This window comes from Burkholderia sp. E168m15 (genome assembly GCF_016586105.1).
Lineage (GTDB): Bacteria > Pseudomonadota > Gammaproteobacteria > Burkholderiales > Burkholderiaceae > Burkholderia > Burkholderia orbicola.
In genome coordinates this window covers 45268-64399 of sequence record NZ_BCPO01000094.1, presented here as the reverse complement: position 1 = coordinate 64399, position 19132 = coordinate 45268, and the positions used below count along the sequence as shown (strand labels likewise).

Sequence of the window (19132 nt, the reverse complement as noted above, 5' to 3'; positions counted from 1 at the left end):
AATCGGCTGCCGGTCTGGCAGGTCGTCCGGGGTGCAGCTGCAGCCCGTCGGGCCGGCGAACTGGTCTGTAAAGTTTTTGTCAGCATTCTGTCCTCGAAAAAAAATGGCTTGTTGAGGACGTGTAGTGCTGCCGGTTTTGAGTCAGTCGTATACGACCGAAAATACCCGTGAGAGAATCCCGGCATGAGAAATGCGGAGGCTCGAACAAGGTCGAGGGGGAAAGATGGAAGAACTGCCGCGCAAGCGTGGTCGGCTGCCAGTCCAGCCTTATGGGAAGTGGGAAGAGGAAGCGAAGGGGTTGATAGAGGAAGAGATGATGCGGCGCGGTATCCGCTACAAGCAGCTCTCGCGGATGCTCGAGGAGATGGGAATCGACGAGTCGCCCGACCAGATAAACCGCAAGGTCAATCGCAAGCGGTTCTCGGCGGCATTCTTGGTCGCCTGCCTGTGCGCCATGGGGGTGGAAACCATCTCGTTCACCCAGTGCAAATAGGGGCTGAATTGTGCGAGATGAGTAGCATGCTATCGATGCCACCGAATTTGGCCATAGCCAGACTTGTTTCATCGCCAGCTCCCGCGTCGTACCCTCTCATAAATAGGGGGCAGACCGTGCTGGCGGTCAGCAAGACGAATTCAGGCTCATCGTGGTACTGCGTGCCGGCGTTGCACCGGCTTGGGTTTACCACCGTAGGCAATGGCCGCGGGATTTTCAAGATGGGGGGCTCCTGCGGCTCCCGGCTTGTCGACGACGTCGATAATTCCCTTCCAGGTAGCAGATAAAGGACGCGTGTCATTGAAAGAAATGACATTGGCTTCCTTGCTTCAAGGTAGACTTGCAAGGAATCGCGTTGACTGCGTTATGCATCGCGGGCAGGAACCTGTTGGCTCATGACGGTAAATGCCGATGCGGCGCAAACCCAAAGAACCATAAGTCTTCGAATACGGGGAAGCCTATGCACGTCGATATAGCAGGGCGGGTTGAAAACCTGTCTCTTCCAATTACACAGCCGTACATTCCGGTCTTTGAGTGCATCGTCAATTCTCTCGAGTCAATTGATGAGTCGGCGCGTAAAGGCGGACGCATCGATGTCTATTTCCACCGAGATGACAGGCAAGGCCGCTTAATCGACAGTGGAGACGACTACCTTGGCGCTGTTCGTGATGTCACCATCGTGGACAATGGTGGCGGGTTTTCTGACATCAACGCAAAGGCATTTTTCGTCTCCGACTCGACTCGCAAAGCGGCGAAAGGAAACAAGGGCGTCGGTCGCTTCACTTGGCTCAAGGTGTTCGAGAAGGCAACAATTGAAAGCGTGTACAACCAAGGCGACGAACGCTACCGTCGCAGTTTCGAGTTTCGCAAGTCTGAGGAGGGGGTCGAGAACGAAGCCCTTGACCTTTGCAAAGCCGGCGAAGTAAAGACGACCGTAAAGCTGCTCAACATTCGGTCGGAATATCAAAAGCATTTTCCGAAGTCGCTCGATACACTGGCGCAGAAGATTATCGACCACCTCGTCATCTACTTTCTAAGTCCAGGATGCCCAGAGGTGTGGATTCACGATGACGAGCATGAACCAGTCAATCTGAACGAGTACTTCCGCGCCGAGGCTGACACCCGTGCGACCGAGCACAAGTTTACCGTCGGCAAGCACGAGCTAAATGCGGTCATTGTTCGCTTCGACTCCAGCCTGAATCGAAGGCACACCGTCTCCTATTGCGCAAACAAGCGCGAGGTTATTTCCTGGGGCGTAGGCACACGAGTTCCCGACTTCAAGACGAGATTCGTCGACGAGGCGGGAAAGTCGTTTGTTTTCAAGACATACGTGTTCGGGCAATACCTCGATTCACGCGTTGATTCTTCTCGTACGCAGTTGGTCCTGTCTGGCGAAGACGAACTCGAGCTCGATGATGAGCTGAGTCGACCGCAGCTGGACACGGCGGTGACAGACGTTGTAAAGAATGCGGCGGCGCCTTACATGACCACGTTGCGTGAAGAGAAGCGACGGAACATCGAAACGCTGGTTGCCAACAAGGCTCCGCAGTACCGCTTCATGCTTAGTGAACGGTATGGCCAGTACATTGACCGTATTTCCCCAAATGTATCCGACGACCAGCTGGACATCGAACTGTACAAGGTTCAGAAGGATATTGAACTCGCTCACCGGGAGCAGGCGCGGCAGATTGAGAGTCTGCCACTCGATGGTCAGCGTAACAGCGAAGCGTACAAGCACTTGCGCGAACAGTTCCTTCGCGAGGAGAACGAGCTCGGCCAGGCTGCTCTGGCCAGATATGTGGTGCATCGGAGGACCATTCTCGAGCTTCTCGATAAGGCCCTCGAAACGCAGGATGACGGACGTTACGTGAAGGAAGAAGCCGTTCACAGCATCATCTTTCCGATGCGTGCAAGCTCCGACGACGTTGACTTCGACCGGCAAAACCTTTGGGTAATCGACGAACGTTTGGCATACCACTGGTACCTCGGGTCCGACCTGCCAATGAGCCGGCTCAAAGCGGTCAATTCGGACGAAAATGACGAACCTGACATCGTTGTTTTCAATTCCGCGAAAGTGTTCGCCGAGGCAAAGCGCAGCTTCAACTCCGCTGTAATCGTCGAGTTCAAGCGACCCGAGCGCAACGAATACCCCTCAACGGACGAAGACCCCGTCGAGCAGGTGATTCGCTATGCTCGAAAACTCCGTGATAGCAAAGCCAAAACGGACGAAGGAAGAACCATAGAGGTTGCAGAATCGACGCCGTTTTACGCGTACATCGTGTGCACGTTGACTCCGAGAATACGAGACATAGCACTCAACCGAGACTTCATGGTCACGCCCGACGGCGCAGGCTACTTTAGGTTCCACACACAGCTTAACTGTTATATCGAAATTCTCTCGTATGACAAGATGCTGGATGACGCCAAGAAGCGGAACCGTGCGTTCTTCGAGAAGCTGCAGATACCAATGCTTTGAGCGTGCCTTAGGCCGAGTCGCTGGGCGCCGACTGCGCGCCCGGACGCAAAACGCATCGCAAATCAGCACAGCACCAGAATAGCCCCCTCGCTTCGCACGCATCAGTGCCACGTAAAGCAACTGTCTCCGGTGGCTACGCCTGCAGAAAACTGAGGCCTCGCTGCTTCTGGTTGGCCTTGATACACCGCATGACGTCCGGGAGAAAGCGGCTTCGTTCGTGGAGTGCCGCGTCGCCGGGCCACGTCGGATGACTGAATCGCGGCCGGTCTGCGCGGAAGACCGTCAGTCTGCCGGCATAAAGTCAGCAAGGACGGACGCTACCTCGAGGTACCTGTCCTCGCGCCTGTCGGCATCGAATACCTTGATGCATCCTCCCCATGGTCCGTGGTCCGTGGTCCGTGGTCTGGGCGGCAATCGTGACGGTCTGCTCGCCGGCCTTCTGTAGCAGGAGCGCGAGGGTATGCCAAAATCACGGTCACGTCGCACATCGCAAGAAACAAATTTCAAGGTAATCAAGCATGCTGACTGGCGAAATCCGAAGCCAAATCAACGCCATCTGGGACTCGTTCTGGTCCGGTGGGATTTCAAATCCGCTGGAGGTGATGGAACAAGTCACTTACCTCCTGTTTATCCGCCGTCTCGACGAGATGCATGCGCTGGAAGAGCAGAAGGCCATCGTCACAGGCAGGCCTCAGGTCACCCGAATTTTTCCACACGGCAAGGACGAGAAAGGTCGGGAATACAGTGACCTTCGCTGGTCGCGGTTCAAGAATTTTGCAGCGCCGGAGATGTACACGGTCGTCGGCGAACATGTGTTTCCGTTCCTGCGTGTGCTGGGCGGCCAGGATACGACCTATGCGCATCACATGAGGGATGCACGCTTCACCATCCCGACACCGGGCCTGCTCGCCAAGGTCGTTGACATGCTCGACCATGTCCCGATGGACGACCTGGACACCAAGGGCGACGTCTATGAATACATGCTCGGCAAGATTGCGAGCGCGGGCCAAAATGGCCAGTTCCGCACACCGCGCCACATCATCAAGCTGATGGTTGCACTGACCGAGCCGAATGCCGATGATGTCATCTGCGACCCGGCCAGTGGCACCTGCGGTTTCCTGGTTGCAGCCAGTGAGTACCTGCGCAAAACGTATCCGAAACTACTAAACAATGCAGGTCGTCGCGAGCATTTCCACAACGGCATGTTCCACGGCTACGACTTCGACAACACCATGCTTCGCATCGGCAACATGAACATGGTGCTGCACGGGGTCGAGAATCCAGACATTCGGTACAAGGATTCGCTGGCGCAGGACCATGCCGGTGACGATGAGAAGTATTCGCTCATCCTCGCCAATCCCCCGTTCGCCGGCTCTCTGGACTACGAGAATACGGCCAAAGACCTGCTGGCCATCGTCAAGACGAAGAAGACGGAACTGCTTTTCTTGGCGCTGTTCCTGCGACTTTTGAAGCCAGGTGGCCGTGCTGCCGTCATCGTGCCGGACGGCGTGCTGTTCGGCGCATCGAAAGCCCACAAGGAACTACGTCGGACCATCGTCGAAGGCCAGAAACTCGACGGCGTGATTTCGCTGCCGGCGGGAGCATTCAAGCCGTACGCCGGTGTATCCACCGCCGTCCTATTGTTCACGAAGACCGATTCCGGTGGCACGGATAACGTCTGGTTCTATGACATGGAAGCCGACGGCTGGAGTCTCGATGACAAGCGTCAGCCGCTTCTCGACGAGGACAAGCTGGGCGTGGCGCCTACTCAGGTGCTGACCAAGGCGGAGCACGCCAAAAACAATCTCCCCGATGTGCTGGCACGCTGGAAGCAGAGGGATGGTGCTGAGCGGGAGCGTCCGCGTAGTGCCCAGAGCTTTGTAGTGCCCAAGGCGGACATCGCTGCACAAGGCTACGACCTGTCCATCAACCGGTACAAGGAAGTTGTACACGAGGAAGTTGAGCATCTGCCGCCGAAGGAAATTCTGGCGAAGCTGCGCGTGCTCGAGACCGAGATTCAGGCGGGAATGACTGAACTCGAGGAGATGCTCAAGTGAGGTCCAGGTGGAAGCGAGTTGCGTTGAATGACCTTGCCGAATCTGTTGATTATGGAGTAACTGCATCGGCAAATTCGGTAGAAGTTGGGCCAAAATTCTTGCGAATCACGGATATACAGAACGGCAATGTTGACTGGTCCGGTGTTCCTTACTGCGTATGTGAAGACGGGGAGAGGGTAGCGGCTCGATTGAAAGCGGGCGATATAGTCTTTGCTCGAACTGGTGCGACGACTGGCAAGAGCTATTTGATTGATAAGTGCCCTGAGGACGCGGTTTTTGCTTCGTATCTAATCCGCGTACGCTTGGGAAGTGGTGCTGACTCAAAGTTCGTGAGTCACTTTTTTGATACGCCGGACTATTGGGGGCAAATTTCGAAGGGGGCTCGTGGTGCCGCGCAACCAGGTGTGAATGCGACAACACTTCGCGCCTTACAAGTTCCCCTGCCGCCAATCGAAGAGCAACGCCGCATTGCAGCCATTCTTGACAAGGCCAACGAGTTGCGCGCACAACGGAAGGAAGCGCTCGCGCTGCTGGATAGCATGGCCCAGTCGATTTTTGTCGACATGTTTGGGAAACCAGAAAAACCGGCCGCTGGTGTTGAGGTCGTGCCACTAGCACAACTTTGCCATCGGATAACGGACGGCACTCATCAATCGCCGGAGTGGAGCGACTCAGGCGTGCCGTTCCTCTTCGTCAGTAATATCGTGTCTGGTGAGATTGATTTCGAGACGAAGAAATTCATCAATGATGCGACTCACCACGAGCTGACGCGCCGGTGTCCAATTGAATGCGGTGACGTGCTCTATTCAACCGTTGGTTCGTATGGGGTTCCGGCCGTTGTGCGCGAATCGAGAAAATTTGCATTCCAACGACACATCGCACACTTGAAGCCAAATCTCTCATTGCTAGACCCGGAATATTTATGTGCGATGTTGGCTTCTCCATCGTTAAAGCGGCAAGCTGACCAAGTTGCTCGTGGAGTGGCGCAGAAGACAATAAATTTGTCTGAGATTGGCAAATACATTGTACTCAAAGCTTCGATGCCGATGCAGCAGCAATTTTCGAATATAATCAGAAAAATTAACAAAGACAAGCGATTGGCATTGAGAGCTCTTGATGAGGCACACAATTTTTTTGCTTCATTACAAGGCCATGCTTTCCGGGGAGAACTATAAGTGAGCAACTTCGCCTTCCTCCAACCCGAGTGGTCCTTCCTCTATGAAGATGCACGCAAGGCGGAAGGCGCAGTCAATGACGACCCGCGGGTCGCCTGTATCTATGCCCGAAGATGCCTTGAGCTTGCCGTCGCTTGGCTGTATTCCCACGACAGTACCTTGAAGCAGCCGTACCAGGACACGCTCAGCGCCTACATTTACGAGGCCACGTTCCGCAACGGCGTTGGCCAAGCGGTGTTCACCAAGGCCCGGCTCATCAAGGACCTCGGCAACGAGGCCGCTCACAGCCAGAAAAAGCTCACTCAATCCGATGCGCTGAACGCGGTCCGTGAGCTTTTCCATTTCTGCTACTGGGTTGCACGAACCTATGGCCGTCGCTCACGGCCGGAGCCGGGCAAGTCGTTTTCCATTGAGCTGATTCCCGCCGCGTCGGCCGCGCCCCAGCAAACGCAGGCTCAGCTCCAGAAGCTGACCCAGGAGCTCCAGCAGCGCGACGACAACCTGTCAGCGCTACGTGCCGACCACGAGCAGACCAGGGCGGAACTGGAGCGACTACGGGCTGAGGTAGCTGCAGCCAAGGCAGCAAACACCGCCCAGCCGGACACCCACGACTATTCGGAAGCAGAAACCCGCAAGGCGTACATCGACCTCTTGCTGAAGGAGGCCGGCTGGCCGCTCGACCCGGCCAAAAACTCCGAGGTCGAGGTTATCGGCATGCCGAACGGGCAAGGTGTGGGTTACGCCGATTACGTGTTCTGGGGCGATGACGGCAAGCCCCTCATGGTCATCGAGGCCAAACGAACCACGAAGAGTGCCACGGTCGGCCAGCAACAGGTGAAGCACTACGCCGACTGTCTTGAGAAGATGTACGGGCAACGCCCCGTCATTTTCTACTCGAATGGCTACGAGCATTGGATGTGGGACGACCACTTCTATCCGCCACGCGAGGTACAGGGTTTCTACAAGAAGGACGAACTGGAACTCATGGTCCAGCGGCGGTCCAGTCGCAAGAAGCTGGGCGAGACGCTGATTGATGGGGACATCATCGAGCGCCACTACCAGACCCGCGCGGTCCGGCGCGTCGGGGAGACGTTCGAGAAAGAAAACCTGCGCAAATCCCTGCTCGTGATGGCGACCGGCTCGGGCAAGACGAGAACGGTCATTGCCCTCGCAGACGTGCTGATGCGGGCGAACTGGGCGAAGCGTATTCTCTTTCTGGCCGACCGCGTGGCGCTGGTTAACCAGGCTGTGAACGCCTTCAAGACACATCTTCCGTCTTCGTCGCCTGTTAACCTGGTGACCGAGAAGAACACAGATGGCCGGGTTTACGTGTCCACGTACCCGACCATGATGAAGCTCATCGACGAGGCTTTTGACGGCAACCGTCGCTTCGGCGCGGGCTACTTCGACTTGGTCATCATCGATGAGGCGCACCGCTCGGTGTACCAGAAGTACCGGGCGATTTTCCGGTACTTCGATTCGCTGCTCGTGGGGCTGACTGCCACCCCGCGCGACGAAATCGACAAGAACACCTATGGCCTGTTCGACCTCGAACCTGGTGTTCCAACCGACGCCTATGGCCTGGATGATGCCGTGGCCGAGGGGTATCTCGTCCCGCCCGTTGCCGTATCTGTTCCGCTCAAATTTCAGCGCCAGGGCATCAAATATAACGACCTGTCGGAGGTGGAAAAGGAGGAATGGGATGAAAAGGACTGGAACGACGAAGGCACGACGCCTGACGAGGTTGGCTCGGAAGACCTGAACAAATGGCTGTTCAACACCGATACCGTCGACAAGGCGCTCGAGGTGTTGATGCAACTGGGTCACAAGGTTGCTGGAGGTGACCGTCTTGGCAAGACCATCATCTTTGCCAAGAACAACGACCATGCCGACTTCATTGCCAAGCGGTTCGATGTGAACTATCCCCACTACAAAGGGAAGTTTGCCCGCGTGGTGACGTACAAAACCGAGTACGCCCAGTCGCTCATCGACGATTTCTCTGACAAGGACAAGGCACCTCATATCGCCATCTCCGTTGACATGCTGGATACGGGCATCGACGTGCCGGAGGTTGTGAACCTGGTGTTTTTCAAGGTCGTGCGCTCGAACACCAAGTTCTGGCAGATGCTGGGGCGTGGTACCCGTCTGTGCATGGACCTGTTTGGCCCCGGGCAGGACAAGAAGGACTTTTTCGTTTTCGATTTCTGCCAGAACCTCGAATTCTTTAGCCAGAACCCGAAGGTCTCGGAAGGCGCGACGGCCGAATCTCTCACAACCCGGCTGTTCAAGGCCCGGGTCGAGATGCTTGTTGAACTGGACAAGCGGCTCAAGGATGAGGCGGACGATGCCGCGGATGGTGAGCTGACCGTCGAGAAGCTGCGAGGTGACACGGCCACGCTGCTGCAGGAGCGGATTGCAGCAATGAATCTGGACAATTTTGTCGTTCGTCCACATCGGCAGTACGTCGAGCGCTATGCCGAGGAGAACGCATGGAAATCGCTCGGCGACGAGCAGGTTCACGAACTGAATGCTCACGTAGCCGCACTGCCGTCCGAGCAGGCCGACGAGGATGAGGAAGCTAAGCGCTTCGACATTCTGGTTCTACGAACCCAACTGGCCGTGCTGCAGGCTGCGCCCTCATTCGCAGGCCTTCGGGAGAAGATTCAGGCCATTGCCAGCGCGCTCGAAGAGCAGATGGCGATTCCGGCCATCAAGGCCGAAGCAGTACTTATTCAGGCAGTTGCTGGCGAGGAGTGGTGGCAGGACGTAACGGTTCCCATGCTGGAGACGGTACGGCGACGCCTTCGCGCACTGGTCAGATTGATTCCGAAAGGGCAGAAGCGGATTGTCTACACCAGTTTTGAGGACGAACTTGGCGACATCGGCTTCGTCGAGCTGCCCCAGGTGATGGCCGGACTGAATATGAACAAGTTCCGGGAGAAGGCCCGCCAGTTTCTCCGGGAGCATGAATCTCACCTCTCCTTGCAACGCCTGCGGCGGAACCAGCCGTTAACGCCGTCGGACCTTGAAGAACTGGAGCGCATGCTGGTGGAAGCAGGCGGCACGCCTGCGCTCATCAACGAAGCCAAAGAGAAGAGCCATGGTCTCGGCATCTTCATCCGTTCCCTGGTAGGCCTGGACCGGGAAGCCGCTGCTGCCGCCTTCAGTACCTTTATTCAGGATACGACGGCGACTGCGGACCAAATCGAATTCGTCGACCTGATTGTTCAGGAGCTAATACAGAACGGGGTCATGGAGGCCGGTCGGCTCTTCGAATCGCCATTCACCGACATCAACGCACAGGGGCCGTTCGGCGTGTTTCCTGAGGCGACAGTGACGCAGATAGTTCAGGTTCTGGCTGAAATTCGAGAGCGGGCTGCGGCTTGAGTCGATAAGTTTGCCGAGTGCACATCTGTACGACGGCCATGGGAGACTTGAGTGAATTTGCGCTCGGCGCGGAAGGGGCAAGGGCCTACGTTCTACTGGAATGAGTCGATTTTGATATTGTGCGTGTCGTGCAGAAATCTTAGCGTGCCTTAGGCAACGGTGTACCAGAGGTCAATTGTGACGGTAGGCTGAAAAAACGACGGCCACATCAATGAGGTGGCCGTCGTCGTTGCTACCGGGCTGCTTAACGAGAACGTATCAACTTAGGCTATCGAGGCGACTCCATCGATAAAAATCTCAGTGGATGCTTCCCAAAATCTCGCTTTATGGTTCCCGCTACAAACGCCTTCAGACGTCAATATTCCCCGCCCGCAACGCATTACTCTCGATAAACGCCCGCCGCGGCTCGACGTCATCCCCCATCAGCGTAGTAAAGATCCCATCCGCCGCAATCGCGTCTTCGATCTGCACACGCAGCAGACGCCGCACTGCCGGATCCATCGTCGTTTCCCACAGCTGCTCGGGGTTCATCTCGCCGAGCCCCTTATAGCGTTGTTTGGAGACGTTCCGCTCAGCATCCGCCAGCAGCCACTTCATCGCGCTCTTGAAGTCCGCGACGGCCATGCTGCGCTCACCGCGCTTGATGACCGCACCTTCCCCAATAAGCCCCTTGAACGTATTCGCGGTGGTCACGAGCTGCTGATAATCCGCCGTGTGCTGGAATTCCTGGTCGATGACCGAAACGCGCACGTTGCCGTGATGCGTGCGCTCGACATGCAACGCCCGCTGTTCGCGAACCGCGTCATACGAAGGCACAACCCGCACTTCGTTCTTCAGCGCCTCATCATGCAACGCAGCATGCAGCGCCTTAGCCGAGGCCTCGGTCGAAGCCTCGTTGGAGAGATCGATCACCACCCCATCCATGACGGCTTCCAGCGCCGCCGGGTCATACAACCGGCTCAACCGATCGATCACGCTCTGCGACAGTAGATACGACCGCGCCAACTCCCCGAGCGCATCCCCAGAAATCGCCGCCGCATTTTCACCCGGCACCAGCTCCGAGCCTTGCAGCGCCAACCGCAGCATATGCGCGTTGAGCTCCACGTCATCCTTCAGATACCGCTCGTCCTTGCCCGCCTTGATCTTGTAAAGCGGCGGCTGCGCGATATACACGTAGCCGCGCTCGATCATGTCCGGCATCTGGCGATACAGGAACGTGAGCAGCAGCGTCCGGATGTGCGCACCGTCGACGTCCGCGTCGGTCATGATGATGATGCGGTGATAGCGGAGCTTCTCGAGGTTGTAATCGTCCTTGCCGATCCCACAGCCAAGCGCAGTCACGAGCGTGACGATCTGCTCCGACGACAGCAGCTTGTCGTAGCGCGCCTTCTCGACGTTCAGCACCTTGCCGCGCAGCGGCAGGATCGCCTGGAACTTGCGATCACGCCCTTGCTTCGCCGACCCACCTGCCGAGTCACCCTCGACGATGTAGATTTCGCACTTAGCCGGATCCTTCTCCTGGCAGTCCGCGAGCTTGCCGGGCAGGCCAACGCCATCGAGCACGCCCTTGCGTCGCGTCATCTCACGCGCCTTCCGAGCAGCATCCCGCGCCCGAGCAGCTTCAACAATCTTCCCGCAAATGATCTTCGCGTCGATCGGCGTTTCGAGCAGGAACTCTTCCAGCGCCTTCGCCACAACTTCTTCAACCGGCGCACGAACCTCGGACGACACCAGCTTGTCCTTCGTCTGCGAGCTGAACTTCGGCTCCGGTACCTTCACGGACAGCACGCACGACAACCCTTCGCGCATGTCGTCGCCGGTCGTCTCGACCTTCGCCTTCTTCGCGATTTCGTTGTCGGTGATGTACTTGTTGATGACGCGCGTCATCGCGGCCCGCAGGCCGGTCAGGTGCGTGCCGCCGTCGCGCTGCGGAATGTTGTTCGTGAAGCACAGCACGTTCTCGTTGTAGCTGTCGTTCCACTGCATCGCGACCTCGACGCCCACGCCGTCCTTCTCGCCGTTCGCGAAGAACACGGTCGGGTGCAGGTTGGTCTTCGTCTTGTTGATGTACTCGACGAAGCCCTTCACACCGCCGGCGAACGCGAAATCGTCTTCCTTGCCCGAGCGCAGGTCGGTCAGACGAATTCGCACGCCGTTGTTCAGGAACGAAAGCTCACGCATCCGCTTCGCGAGGATGTCGTAGTGATACTCGACCGTGCCGAAAATGGTCGGATCGGCCATGAAGTGCACTTCGGTGCCGCGGTTTTCGGTGTCGCCGGTCACGAGCATCGGCGACACTTCCACGCCGTCCACCACCTCGACCACGCGATCCTGCGCGACGCCGCGATGGAACTCCATGAAACGCTTCTTGCCGTCGCGGCGCACGGTGAGGCGCAGCCAGCTCGACAGCGCGTTCACGCACGACACGCCCACGCCGTGCAGGCCGCCCGACACCTTGTAGCTGTTCTGGTCGAACTTGCCGCCGGCGTGCAGCTCGGTCATCACGATTTCCGCCGCGCTGCGCTTCGGCTCGTGCTTGTCGTTCATCTTCACGTCGGTCGGAATCCCGCGGCCGTTGTCGGTCACGGAAATCGAGTTGTCGGCGTGAATCGTCACGTGGATGTCGTTGCAGTACCCGGCCAACGCTTCGTCGATCGAGTTGTCGAGCACCTCGAACACGAGGTGGTGCAGACCGGTGCCGTCCGACGTGTCGCCGATGTACATCCCGGGGCGCTTGCGCACCGCTTCCAGACCTTCGAGGATCTGGATCGACGAGGCGCCGTAGCTGCTGTTATCGGGTTGCGAATTGTGCTGTTCACTCATGGATATCTTCCGGTTCTGCGGGGCCACTCTCGTGGCGGCGCGGTGCGTTTCAGCGAGGGAAATCGCCGGCCGCTCCAGTTTCCTGGCCCGCCCCAAGTGCCGAAAAGGCACTAAAAGGGCGGGTTGTCGGTTCGCCATAAAAACGCCAAAGGGGCTTGCCGCCCCCTGGTGTGTGTCGCGATGTCGAGCGCGTCAGATGCGCATCGGCATCACGACATACTTGAACTCGTCGTTCTCGGGCACGGTGATCAGCGCGCTCGAGCTGGCGTCGCCGAGGCTCACCTGCACGGTGTCGACCTTCAGGTTCGCGAGCACGTCGAGCAGATACGTGACGTTGAAGCCGATGTCGACGGTATCGCCCTGGTAGGCGATTTCGAGTTCTTCCTGCGCCTCTTCCTGATCGGCGTTGGTCGACATGATCTTCAGCTGGCCCGGCGCGATGATGCAGCGCACGCCCTTGAACTTGTCCGAGGTCAGGATGGCCGCGCGCTGCAGCGAACGCTGCAGTTCTTCACGGCCGATCTCGAACGTGTTCTTGTGCGCCTTCGGGATCACGCGCTGGAAGTCGGGGAACTTGCCCTCGACGAGTTTCGACACGAGCTCGACCTGGCCGAACGTGAACTTGGCCTGGGTTTGCGCGATGTCGATGGTGACGGTGTCGTCGATGTCTTCGAGCAGGCGCTGCAGCTCGAGAATCGTCTTGCGCGGCACGATGACTTCCTGGCGGCCGAACGTGCCGCCTTCGAGCTTCATCGACGAGAACGCGAGGCGGTGGCCGTCGGTGGCCACGGCCATCAGCTGGTCGCCGTCGACGACGAGCAGCATGCCGTTCAGGTAGTAGCGGATGTCCTGCTGCGCCATCGCGAAGTGCACCATGCCGAGCAGCTGGCGGAACGACTTCTGCGGGACGGTCAGCGTGGCGCCGAAATCCTTCGCCTGCGCGACGGTCGGGAACTCGTCGGCCGCCAGCGTCTGCAGCGCGAAGCGGCTCTTGCCCGATTGAACGGTGAGGCGCTTGTCGGCGAGCGACAGCGTGACCTGGCCGTCAGGCATCGCGCGCAGGATGTCGAGCAGCTTGCGGGCCGCGACGGTGGTCGCGACCTGGTCGCCGCCGACGCCGAAATCGGCGCGCGTGGTGATCTGCAGCTCCAGGTCGGTCGACAGGAATGAAACGTCCGGGCCGTTCTTGGTGATCAGCAGGTTGGCGAGGATCGGCAACGTATGGCGGCGTTCGACGATGCCGCTGACCGTTTGCAGCGGCCTGAGGAGGGTGTCTCGTTCGGTCTTGACCAGTTGCATAGAGTTCCTTCGTTGAGTAACGGCCTGCAGCGCAGCAGCCACGCAGCGCCCCGCCGGCCGGGCTCTTGGCCCGCCACCACCGGGGCGGTCAAACCAGTATTGTGCCTCAAAACCGAACCGCCCCCCTTAAATTGGGGCGGAGGCCGAATTATCAAGCGCGGCGCGCGCGCTCAGCCCTTCAGCGTCTGTTCCAGCACGTGCAGCTCGTGGTTGAGCTGCGCGTCCTTGCTGCGCTCGTCGGCGATCTTGCGCACCGCGTGCAGCACGGTGGTGTGATCGCGCCCGCCGAACAGCTCGCCGATTTCCGGCAGGCTCTTCTGCGTGAGTTCCTTCGCCAGGTACATCGCAATCTGCCGCGGCCGCGCGATGTTCGCGGGGCGCTTCTTCGAGTACATGTCGGCGACCTTGATGTTGTAGAAGTCGGCGACGGTCTTCTGGATGTTCTCGACCGAAATCTGCCGGTTCTGCACGGTCAGCAGGTCCTTCAGCGCTTCCTTGGTCAGCTCGATCGAGATCTCGCGGCCGTGGAACTTCGAATACGCGAGGATCTTGCGCAGCGCGCCTTCGAGCTCGCGCACGTTCGAGCGCAGATGCTTCGCGACGAAGAACGCGACGTCTTCCGACAAATTCACGCCTTCCGACTGCGCCTTGCGCATCAGGATCGCGACGCGCATTTCCAGCTCGGGCGGCTCGATCGCGACGGTGAGGCCCGAATCGAAGCGCGAGATCAGGCGATCGTCGATGCCCGAGATTTCCTTCGGATACGTGTCGCTGGTGATGATCACCTGCGCCTTGTTCGCGACGAGCGCCTCGAACGCGTAGAAGAATTCCTCTTGCGTGCGCGACTTGCCGGAGAAGAACTGGATATCGTCGATCAGCAGCAGGTCGAGCGAATGGTAGTAGCGCTTGAAGTCGTCGAACGCCTTGCGCTGGTACGCCTTCACCACGTCCGATACGTATTGCTCGGCGTGGATGTAGCGGATGCGCGCGCCGGCCTTGTCGAGCAGCAGCTGGTTGCCGATCGCGTGGATCAGGTGGGTCTTGCCGAGGCCGACGCCGCCGTACAGGAACAGCGGGTTGTACGAGATGCCGGGGTTGTCCGCGACCTGGATCGCGGCGGCGCGCGCGAGCTGGTTCGCCTTGCCGGTCACGAAGTTGTCGAACGTGAGCACCGGGTTCAGCTTCGAACGTTCGTACATCGAATCGGCTTCGCCACCGTTCGCGGGCGCGGCGCCGGGGCCCGGGCGCCACGTGCGGCGGCCGGCTGCGGCTTCGTGCGCGGGCAGGCTCGGCAGGTCGATGTCGGCGTCGTCGGCGTTCAGGTGGTGCGCGGCGGCCGCCGACGGCGTCATCGGCACGTCGGCCGGCGCGGCAGGCGCAACGGAAGCATTCGCGGTCAGGTTGGCGGCGATCGCGGCGACCGTCGCGGCCGGGCCGTTCGGGGTCAGCGGCGCACGTGGCGCGGCCGGCGCGGTGCCTGCCGCGGCGCTGCGCATGCCGGCCTTCGGATCGAGGACGAACTGGACTTCGATCGGCGTGTTCCAGAATTCACGGGCCAGATCGGAGATCCGGCCCGAAAACTGGCTCTTGACCCAGTCCAGCTTGAAGCGGTTCGGCGCGGCGATGGACAGCGTGTTCGCCGACGCATCGAAGGCCACCGGGGCCAAGGGTTTGATCCACGTCACGTACTGCTGGGGCGTCAGCTCGCGCTCCAGCAGTGCGGAACAGTGTTGCCAGAAATCGTTCATCAAGTAACTGTCGTTTTTTGCGTGCACAGCGCGGCTCGACGGCGCCCTTGTCGCAGTCGCGCAACAAGGCCCGAAGCGGTCGTGCGAGCGTGCCTCGGACGCCTGCGTCACAGTGTTGGAGGGGCAGGCGCGAGCCGAGGCGGCGTGCGGGATTCTTGGAGATAAGGCGAGATTCTAACGCCAAACGCGGCCACAGCGGGACTTATCCACAGGCTGGGTTTGTGGGTCGCGGGGCCGGATCGGCGCGGCCCGGCACAGGCGAGCGACTCCTAAAGTATTGACCGTCAAGAGAAAAACGGTTTAAATAGCGGGTTCCGCGAAAACCAATCCTGTATTCCCGGCGATTGCGTTCGCCCGAATGCCTCCGGTTAAGGGCACGCGGTCCCCTGAATTTCGACATTCTCGAACAAGTGAGAACATCATGAAACGTACTTACCAACCGTCCGTGACGCGCCGCAAGCGCACCCATGGCTTCCGTGTCCGCATGAAGACGGCAGGTGGCCGCAAGGTCATCAACGCTCGCCGCGCGAAGGGCCGCAAGCGCCTCGCCATCTAAGGCAGGTTGCGCGCTGTGTCCGCCGTCCGCAGTCCTGCGGAAGGTGCCGTCGAGCCGGGTGCGAATCCGTCGCAGACGAAAGCCGCCTTCCCGAAAGCTGCGCGACTTCTGAAAACGGATGAATTTTCATCCGTTTTTCGTTTGCGCCCCTGGCGGCGTTCCGCGCACTTCGTGATCTACGGCAAGCCGACCGGTCAGCCTGCACGCCTGGGGCTCGTCATCGGCAAGAAGTATGCGCCGCGTGCAGTAACACGTAACCTCGTGAAGCGGCTGGCGCGCGATCAGTTTCGCCTGCGCCGCGCCGAATTCGCCGGTTACGACCTGCTGCTGCGGCAGCACACGCGCTTCGACAAGAAAGCGCTGCCGAGCGCGGCTTCCGCCCCGCTCGCGGCGATGTGCGCGGCCGAGATCCGCGAACTGCTCGACAGGGCAGTCCGGGAAATCGCCCGCCGGGCGTCGAAGCCCGCGTCCGAGTGACGCATCCGTGCCCCGGTGCGGCGTTCGCGCCCGCCCGGCCGGTTTTGACGCGGCGTCGTACGGCGCCGCCCAAGGTATGAAAACGGTATTGATCGCCTTGCTGCGCTTCTACAAGGTTGCCGTGAGCCCGATGCTCGGCAACCGTTGCCGTTTTTATCCTTCCTGTTCGGATTACGCGCGCGAGGCAATCCAGTATCATGGCGCCGCGCGCGGCACGTATCTCGCCGTCAGGCGCGTGTGCCGATGCCACCCGTTTTCCGCGGGCGGCGTCGACCTCGTCCCGCCGCCCAACTCCGACACTCGCGCTCGCGGCGAAGCCGACGCGCGGTCCCATCGACTCTGAGACAACGCATGGATATCAAACGCACCGTCCTATGGGTGATCTTCTTCATGTCAGCTGTCATGCTGTACGACAACTGGCAGCGGGACCATGGACGCCCGTCGATGTTCTTCCCGAGCGCCACGCACACGGCCCCGGCCGCTGCCGGCGGCGCATCGGGCACGAGCGCGACGACCGCAGGTGACGCGCCTGCCGCTGCAGCCGGCGCCGCACCGTCGACGACGGCCCCGGCCGCGCAGGCGCAGCTCGTGAAGTTCTCGACCGACGTGTACGACGGCGAAATCGACACGCGCGGCGGCACGCTCGCGAAGCTGACGCTGAAGAAGCAGGGCGACGGCAAGCAGCCCGATCTGTACATCACGCTGTTTGACCACACGGCCGGCCACACGTATCTCGCACGCACGGGCCTCGTTGGCGGTGATTTCCCGAATCACACCGACGTCTACACGCAGATTAATGCGGGTCCGACGTCGCTCGAAGGCGACCAGAACACACTGAAGCTGTCGTTCGAGTCGCCGGTGAAGGGCGGCGTGAAGGTGATCAAGACCTACACGTTCACGCGCGGCAGCTACGTGATCGGCGTCGACACCAAGATCGACAACGTCGGTACGGCGCCCGTCACGCCGAGGCTCTACATGGAGCTCGTCCGCGACAACACGCCGGTCGAGACGCCGATGTTCTCGCATACGTTCCTCGGGCCGGCGGTCTATACGGATGCGAAGCACTTTCAGAAGATCGACTTCAGCGATCTCGACAAGAACAAGGCGAACTTCGAGACCTCTGCCGACAATGGCTGGATCGCGATGGTGCAGCACTACTTCGCGTCGGCGTGGATTCCGCAACAAGGCGCGAAGCGCGACATCTACGCGAAGAAGTTTGATGGGTCGCTCTACCGCATCGGTGTGGAGCAGCCGATCGCCGCGATCGCCCCGGGCCAGTCGGCCGACGTGCAGGCGCGCCTGTTCGCCGGTCCGGAAGAAGAGCGCATGCTCGAAGGCATCGCGCCGGGCCTGGAGCTCGTGAAGGACTACGGCTGGGTGACGATCATCGCGAAGCCGCTGTTCTGGCTGCTCGAGAAGATCCACGGCTATGTCGGCAACTGGGGCTGGGCGATCGTGCTGCTGACGGTGCTGATCAAGGCCGTGTTCTTCCCGCTGTCCGCCGCGAGCTACAAGTCGATGGCGCGCATGAAGGAAATCACGCCGCGCATGCAGGCGCTGCGCGAACGCTTCAAGAGCGATCCGCAGAAGATGAACGCCGCGCTGATGGAGCTGTACAAGACCGAGAAGGTCAATCCGTTCGGCGGCTGCCTGCCGGTCGTGATCCAGATCCCGGTGTTCATCTCGCTGTACTGGGTGCTGCTCGCATCGGTCGAAATGCGCGGCGCGCCGTGGATTCTGTGGATTCACGACCTGTCGCAGCGCGATCCGTTCTTCATCCTGCCGGTGCTGATGGCCGTGTCGATGTTCGTGCAGACGAGCCTGAACCCGACGCCGCCGGACCCGGTCCAGGCGAAGATGATGAAGTTCATGCCGATCGCGTTCTCGGTGATGTTCTTCTTCTTCCCGGCTGGTCTCGTGCTGTACTACGTGGTGAACAACGTGCTGTCGATCGCGCAGCAGTACTACATCACGCGCAAGCTCGGCGGCGTCAAGAAGAAGCCGGCCTGACGTTCGTTGCATTCGCGGGTGGCCAGCCGCCCGCGATGCGCGCAAAAAAGCCGCATGGTTCGTGACCATGCGGCTTTTTGTTTTCCTGGCGTTTTCCCGGCGACGACGGCGGCGGCGCGTGCGGTTGCTGCGGCTCAGGCCTTCTTCGCTTCGAGTTTCGGATCGCCGTAGAACTGTTCGACCAGTTCCTGCACGAGGTAGCGCTGGTGCGGCGACAACGCCTCGATCTTCGATGCGAGTTCGATCGTCTCGGGCGTGGGCGGATAGCGTTCGTCGCGCGGCAGCGGTTGCGGCGTCGGATGTTCGATCACGCTCGGCGACGGCCCGTAATGCAGCCAGTGCACTTCGACGCGCAACCATTCGGCGAGCGTTTCGAGTTTGTCCGACGTCGGGATCGTGCGGCCCGTCAGCCATTTGTGCGCGGTTTGCGGCGAAACGGGGTGCGTTCCGCGGTGACGCAGATTGAATCGGTTCGCCAGCTCCGTCGCGCCGGTGACCTTCTCCGGGCTGCGCCGCAGGGCGAATTTCAGGCGTTCCGAGAACGCGGCTTTTTCTTCGGATGTCGGCATGGGGAGATTGTGCAATTCCATCGCTGCGTCCCAGACAACCATATGGGATAAACGTATCTCGT

At 59.7% G+C, this 19132-nt stretch carries 13 protein-coding genes; 9 read left to right on the top strand and 4 right to left on the bottom strand.

Annotated elements, in window-relative coordinates; all coding sequences use genetic code 11:
• Positions 1-223: 223 nt before the first annotated feature.
• The 5 genes from JMF86_RS15875 to JMF86_RS15855 all read left to right on the top strand — a co-directional run bounded on the left by JMF86_RS15875 (position 224) and on the right by JMF86_RS15855 (position 9588).
• Entirely contained in the window at positions 224-493 is a 270-nt protein-coding gene (locus JMF86_RS15875; RefSeq protein WP_095402517.1) for a DUF6471 domain-containing protein, read from the top strand.
• A 460-nt stretch (positions 494-953) separates the two neighbouring features.
• On the top strand, positions 954-2969 hold the full coding sequence (locus tag JMF86_RS15870) for a hypothetical protein (RefSeq protein WP_201317056.1): 2016 nt from the start codon (positions 954-956) through the stop codon (positions 2967-2969).
• 518 nt (positions 2970-3487) lie between these two features.
• Complete coding sequence (locus JMF86_RS15865) at positions 3488-5026, top strand: class I SAM-dependent DNA methyltransferase (protein WP_201317055.1); 1539 nt, start codon at positions 3488-3490, stop codon at positions 5024-5026.
• Positions 5023-6201 carry a restriction endonuclease subunit S gene (locus tag JMF86_RS15860; protein ID WP_269189817.1) on the top strand — a complete coding sequence of 393 codons (1179 nt, stop codon included), beginning with the start codon at positions 5023-5025 and terminating at the stop codon, positions 6199-6201. The genes JMF86_RS15865 and JMF86_RS15860 overlap by 4 nt, the downstream gene beginning before the upstream one ends.
• A complete protein-coding gene (locus tag JMF86_RS15855; protein ID WP_201317053.1) occupies positions 6202-9588 on the top strand; it encodes a DEAD/DEAH box helicase family protein in 3387 nt (1128 codons plus the stop codon).
• A 348-nt stretch (positions 9589-9936) separates the two neighbouring features.
• On the opposite strand, the gene gyrB is transcribed toward JMF86_RS15855, so the two are convergent.
• The 3 genes from gyrB to dnaA form a co-directional block, all read right to left on the bottom strand.
• Positions 9937-12411 (bottom strand): DNA topoisomerase (ATP-hydrolyzing) subunit B, encoded by a 2475-nt coding sequence (gyrB, locus tag JMF86_RS15850; protein WP_201317071.1) that lies wholly within the window; start codon positions 12409-12411, stop codon positions 9937-9939.
• A 192-nt stretch (positions 12412-12603) separates the two neighbouring features.
• The gene (dnaN, locus tag JMF86_RS15845) at positions 12604-13710 is read right to left on the bottom strand and encodes a DNA polymerase III subunit beta (RefSeq protein WP_006756934.1); all 1107 of its coding nucleotides are present in this window, start codon (positions 13708-13710) and stop codon (positions 12604-12606) included.
• A 170-nt stretch (positions 13711-13880) separates the two neighbouring features.
• Positions 13881-15458, bottom strand: a complete 1578-nt coding sequence (dnaA, locus tag JMF86_RS15840; protein ID WP_236593015.1) for a chromosomal replication initiator protein DnaA — start codon at positions 15456-15458, stop codon at positions 13881-13883.
• Between the two features lie 421 nt (positions 15459-15879).
• Here dnaA and rpmH point away from each other — a divergent pair, with 421 nt between their 5' ends.
• From rpmH to yidC, 4 genes are all read left to right on the top strand, one after another.
• Entirely contained in the window at positions 15880-16014 is a 135-nt protein-coding gene (gene rpmH, locus JMF86_RS15835) for a 50S ribosomal protein L34 (protein ID WP_004198824.1), read from the top strand.
• Positions 16015-16029: 15 nt separating this feature from the next.
• The gene (rnpA, locus tag JMF86_RS15830) at positions 16030-16491 is read left to right on the top strand and encodes a ribonuclease P protein component (protein ID WP_006489941.1); all 462 of its coding nucleotides are present in this window, start codon (positions 16030-16032) and stop codon (positions 16489-16491) included.
• 76 nt (positions 16492-16567) lie between these two features.
• Positions 16568-16834, top strand: a complete 267-nt coding sequence (yidD, locus tag JMF86_RS15825) for a membrane protein insertion efficiency factor YidD (RefSeq protein ID WP_011546514.1) — start codon at positions 16568-16570, stop codon at positions 16832-16834.
• An 8-nt stretch (positions 16835-16842) separates the two neighbouring features.
• On the top strand, positions 16843-18501 hold the full coding sequence (gene yidC / locus JMF86_RS15820; protein WP_201317051.1) for a membrane protein insertase YidC: 1659 nt from the start codon (positions 16843-16845) through the stop codon (positions 18499-18501).
• 134 nt (positions 18502-18635) lie between these two features.
• Here the strand turns inward: yidC and JMF86_RS15815 are convergent, their stop codons facing one another.
• Positions 18636-19070, bottom strand: coding sequence for a transcriptional regulator (locus tag JMF86_RS15815; protein WP_006489946.1), 435 nt, complete (start codon positions 19068-19070; stop codon positions 18636-18638).
• Between the last annotated feature and the right edge of the window lie 62 nt (positions 19071-19132).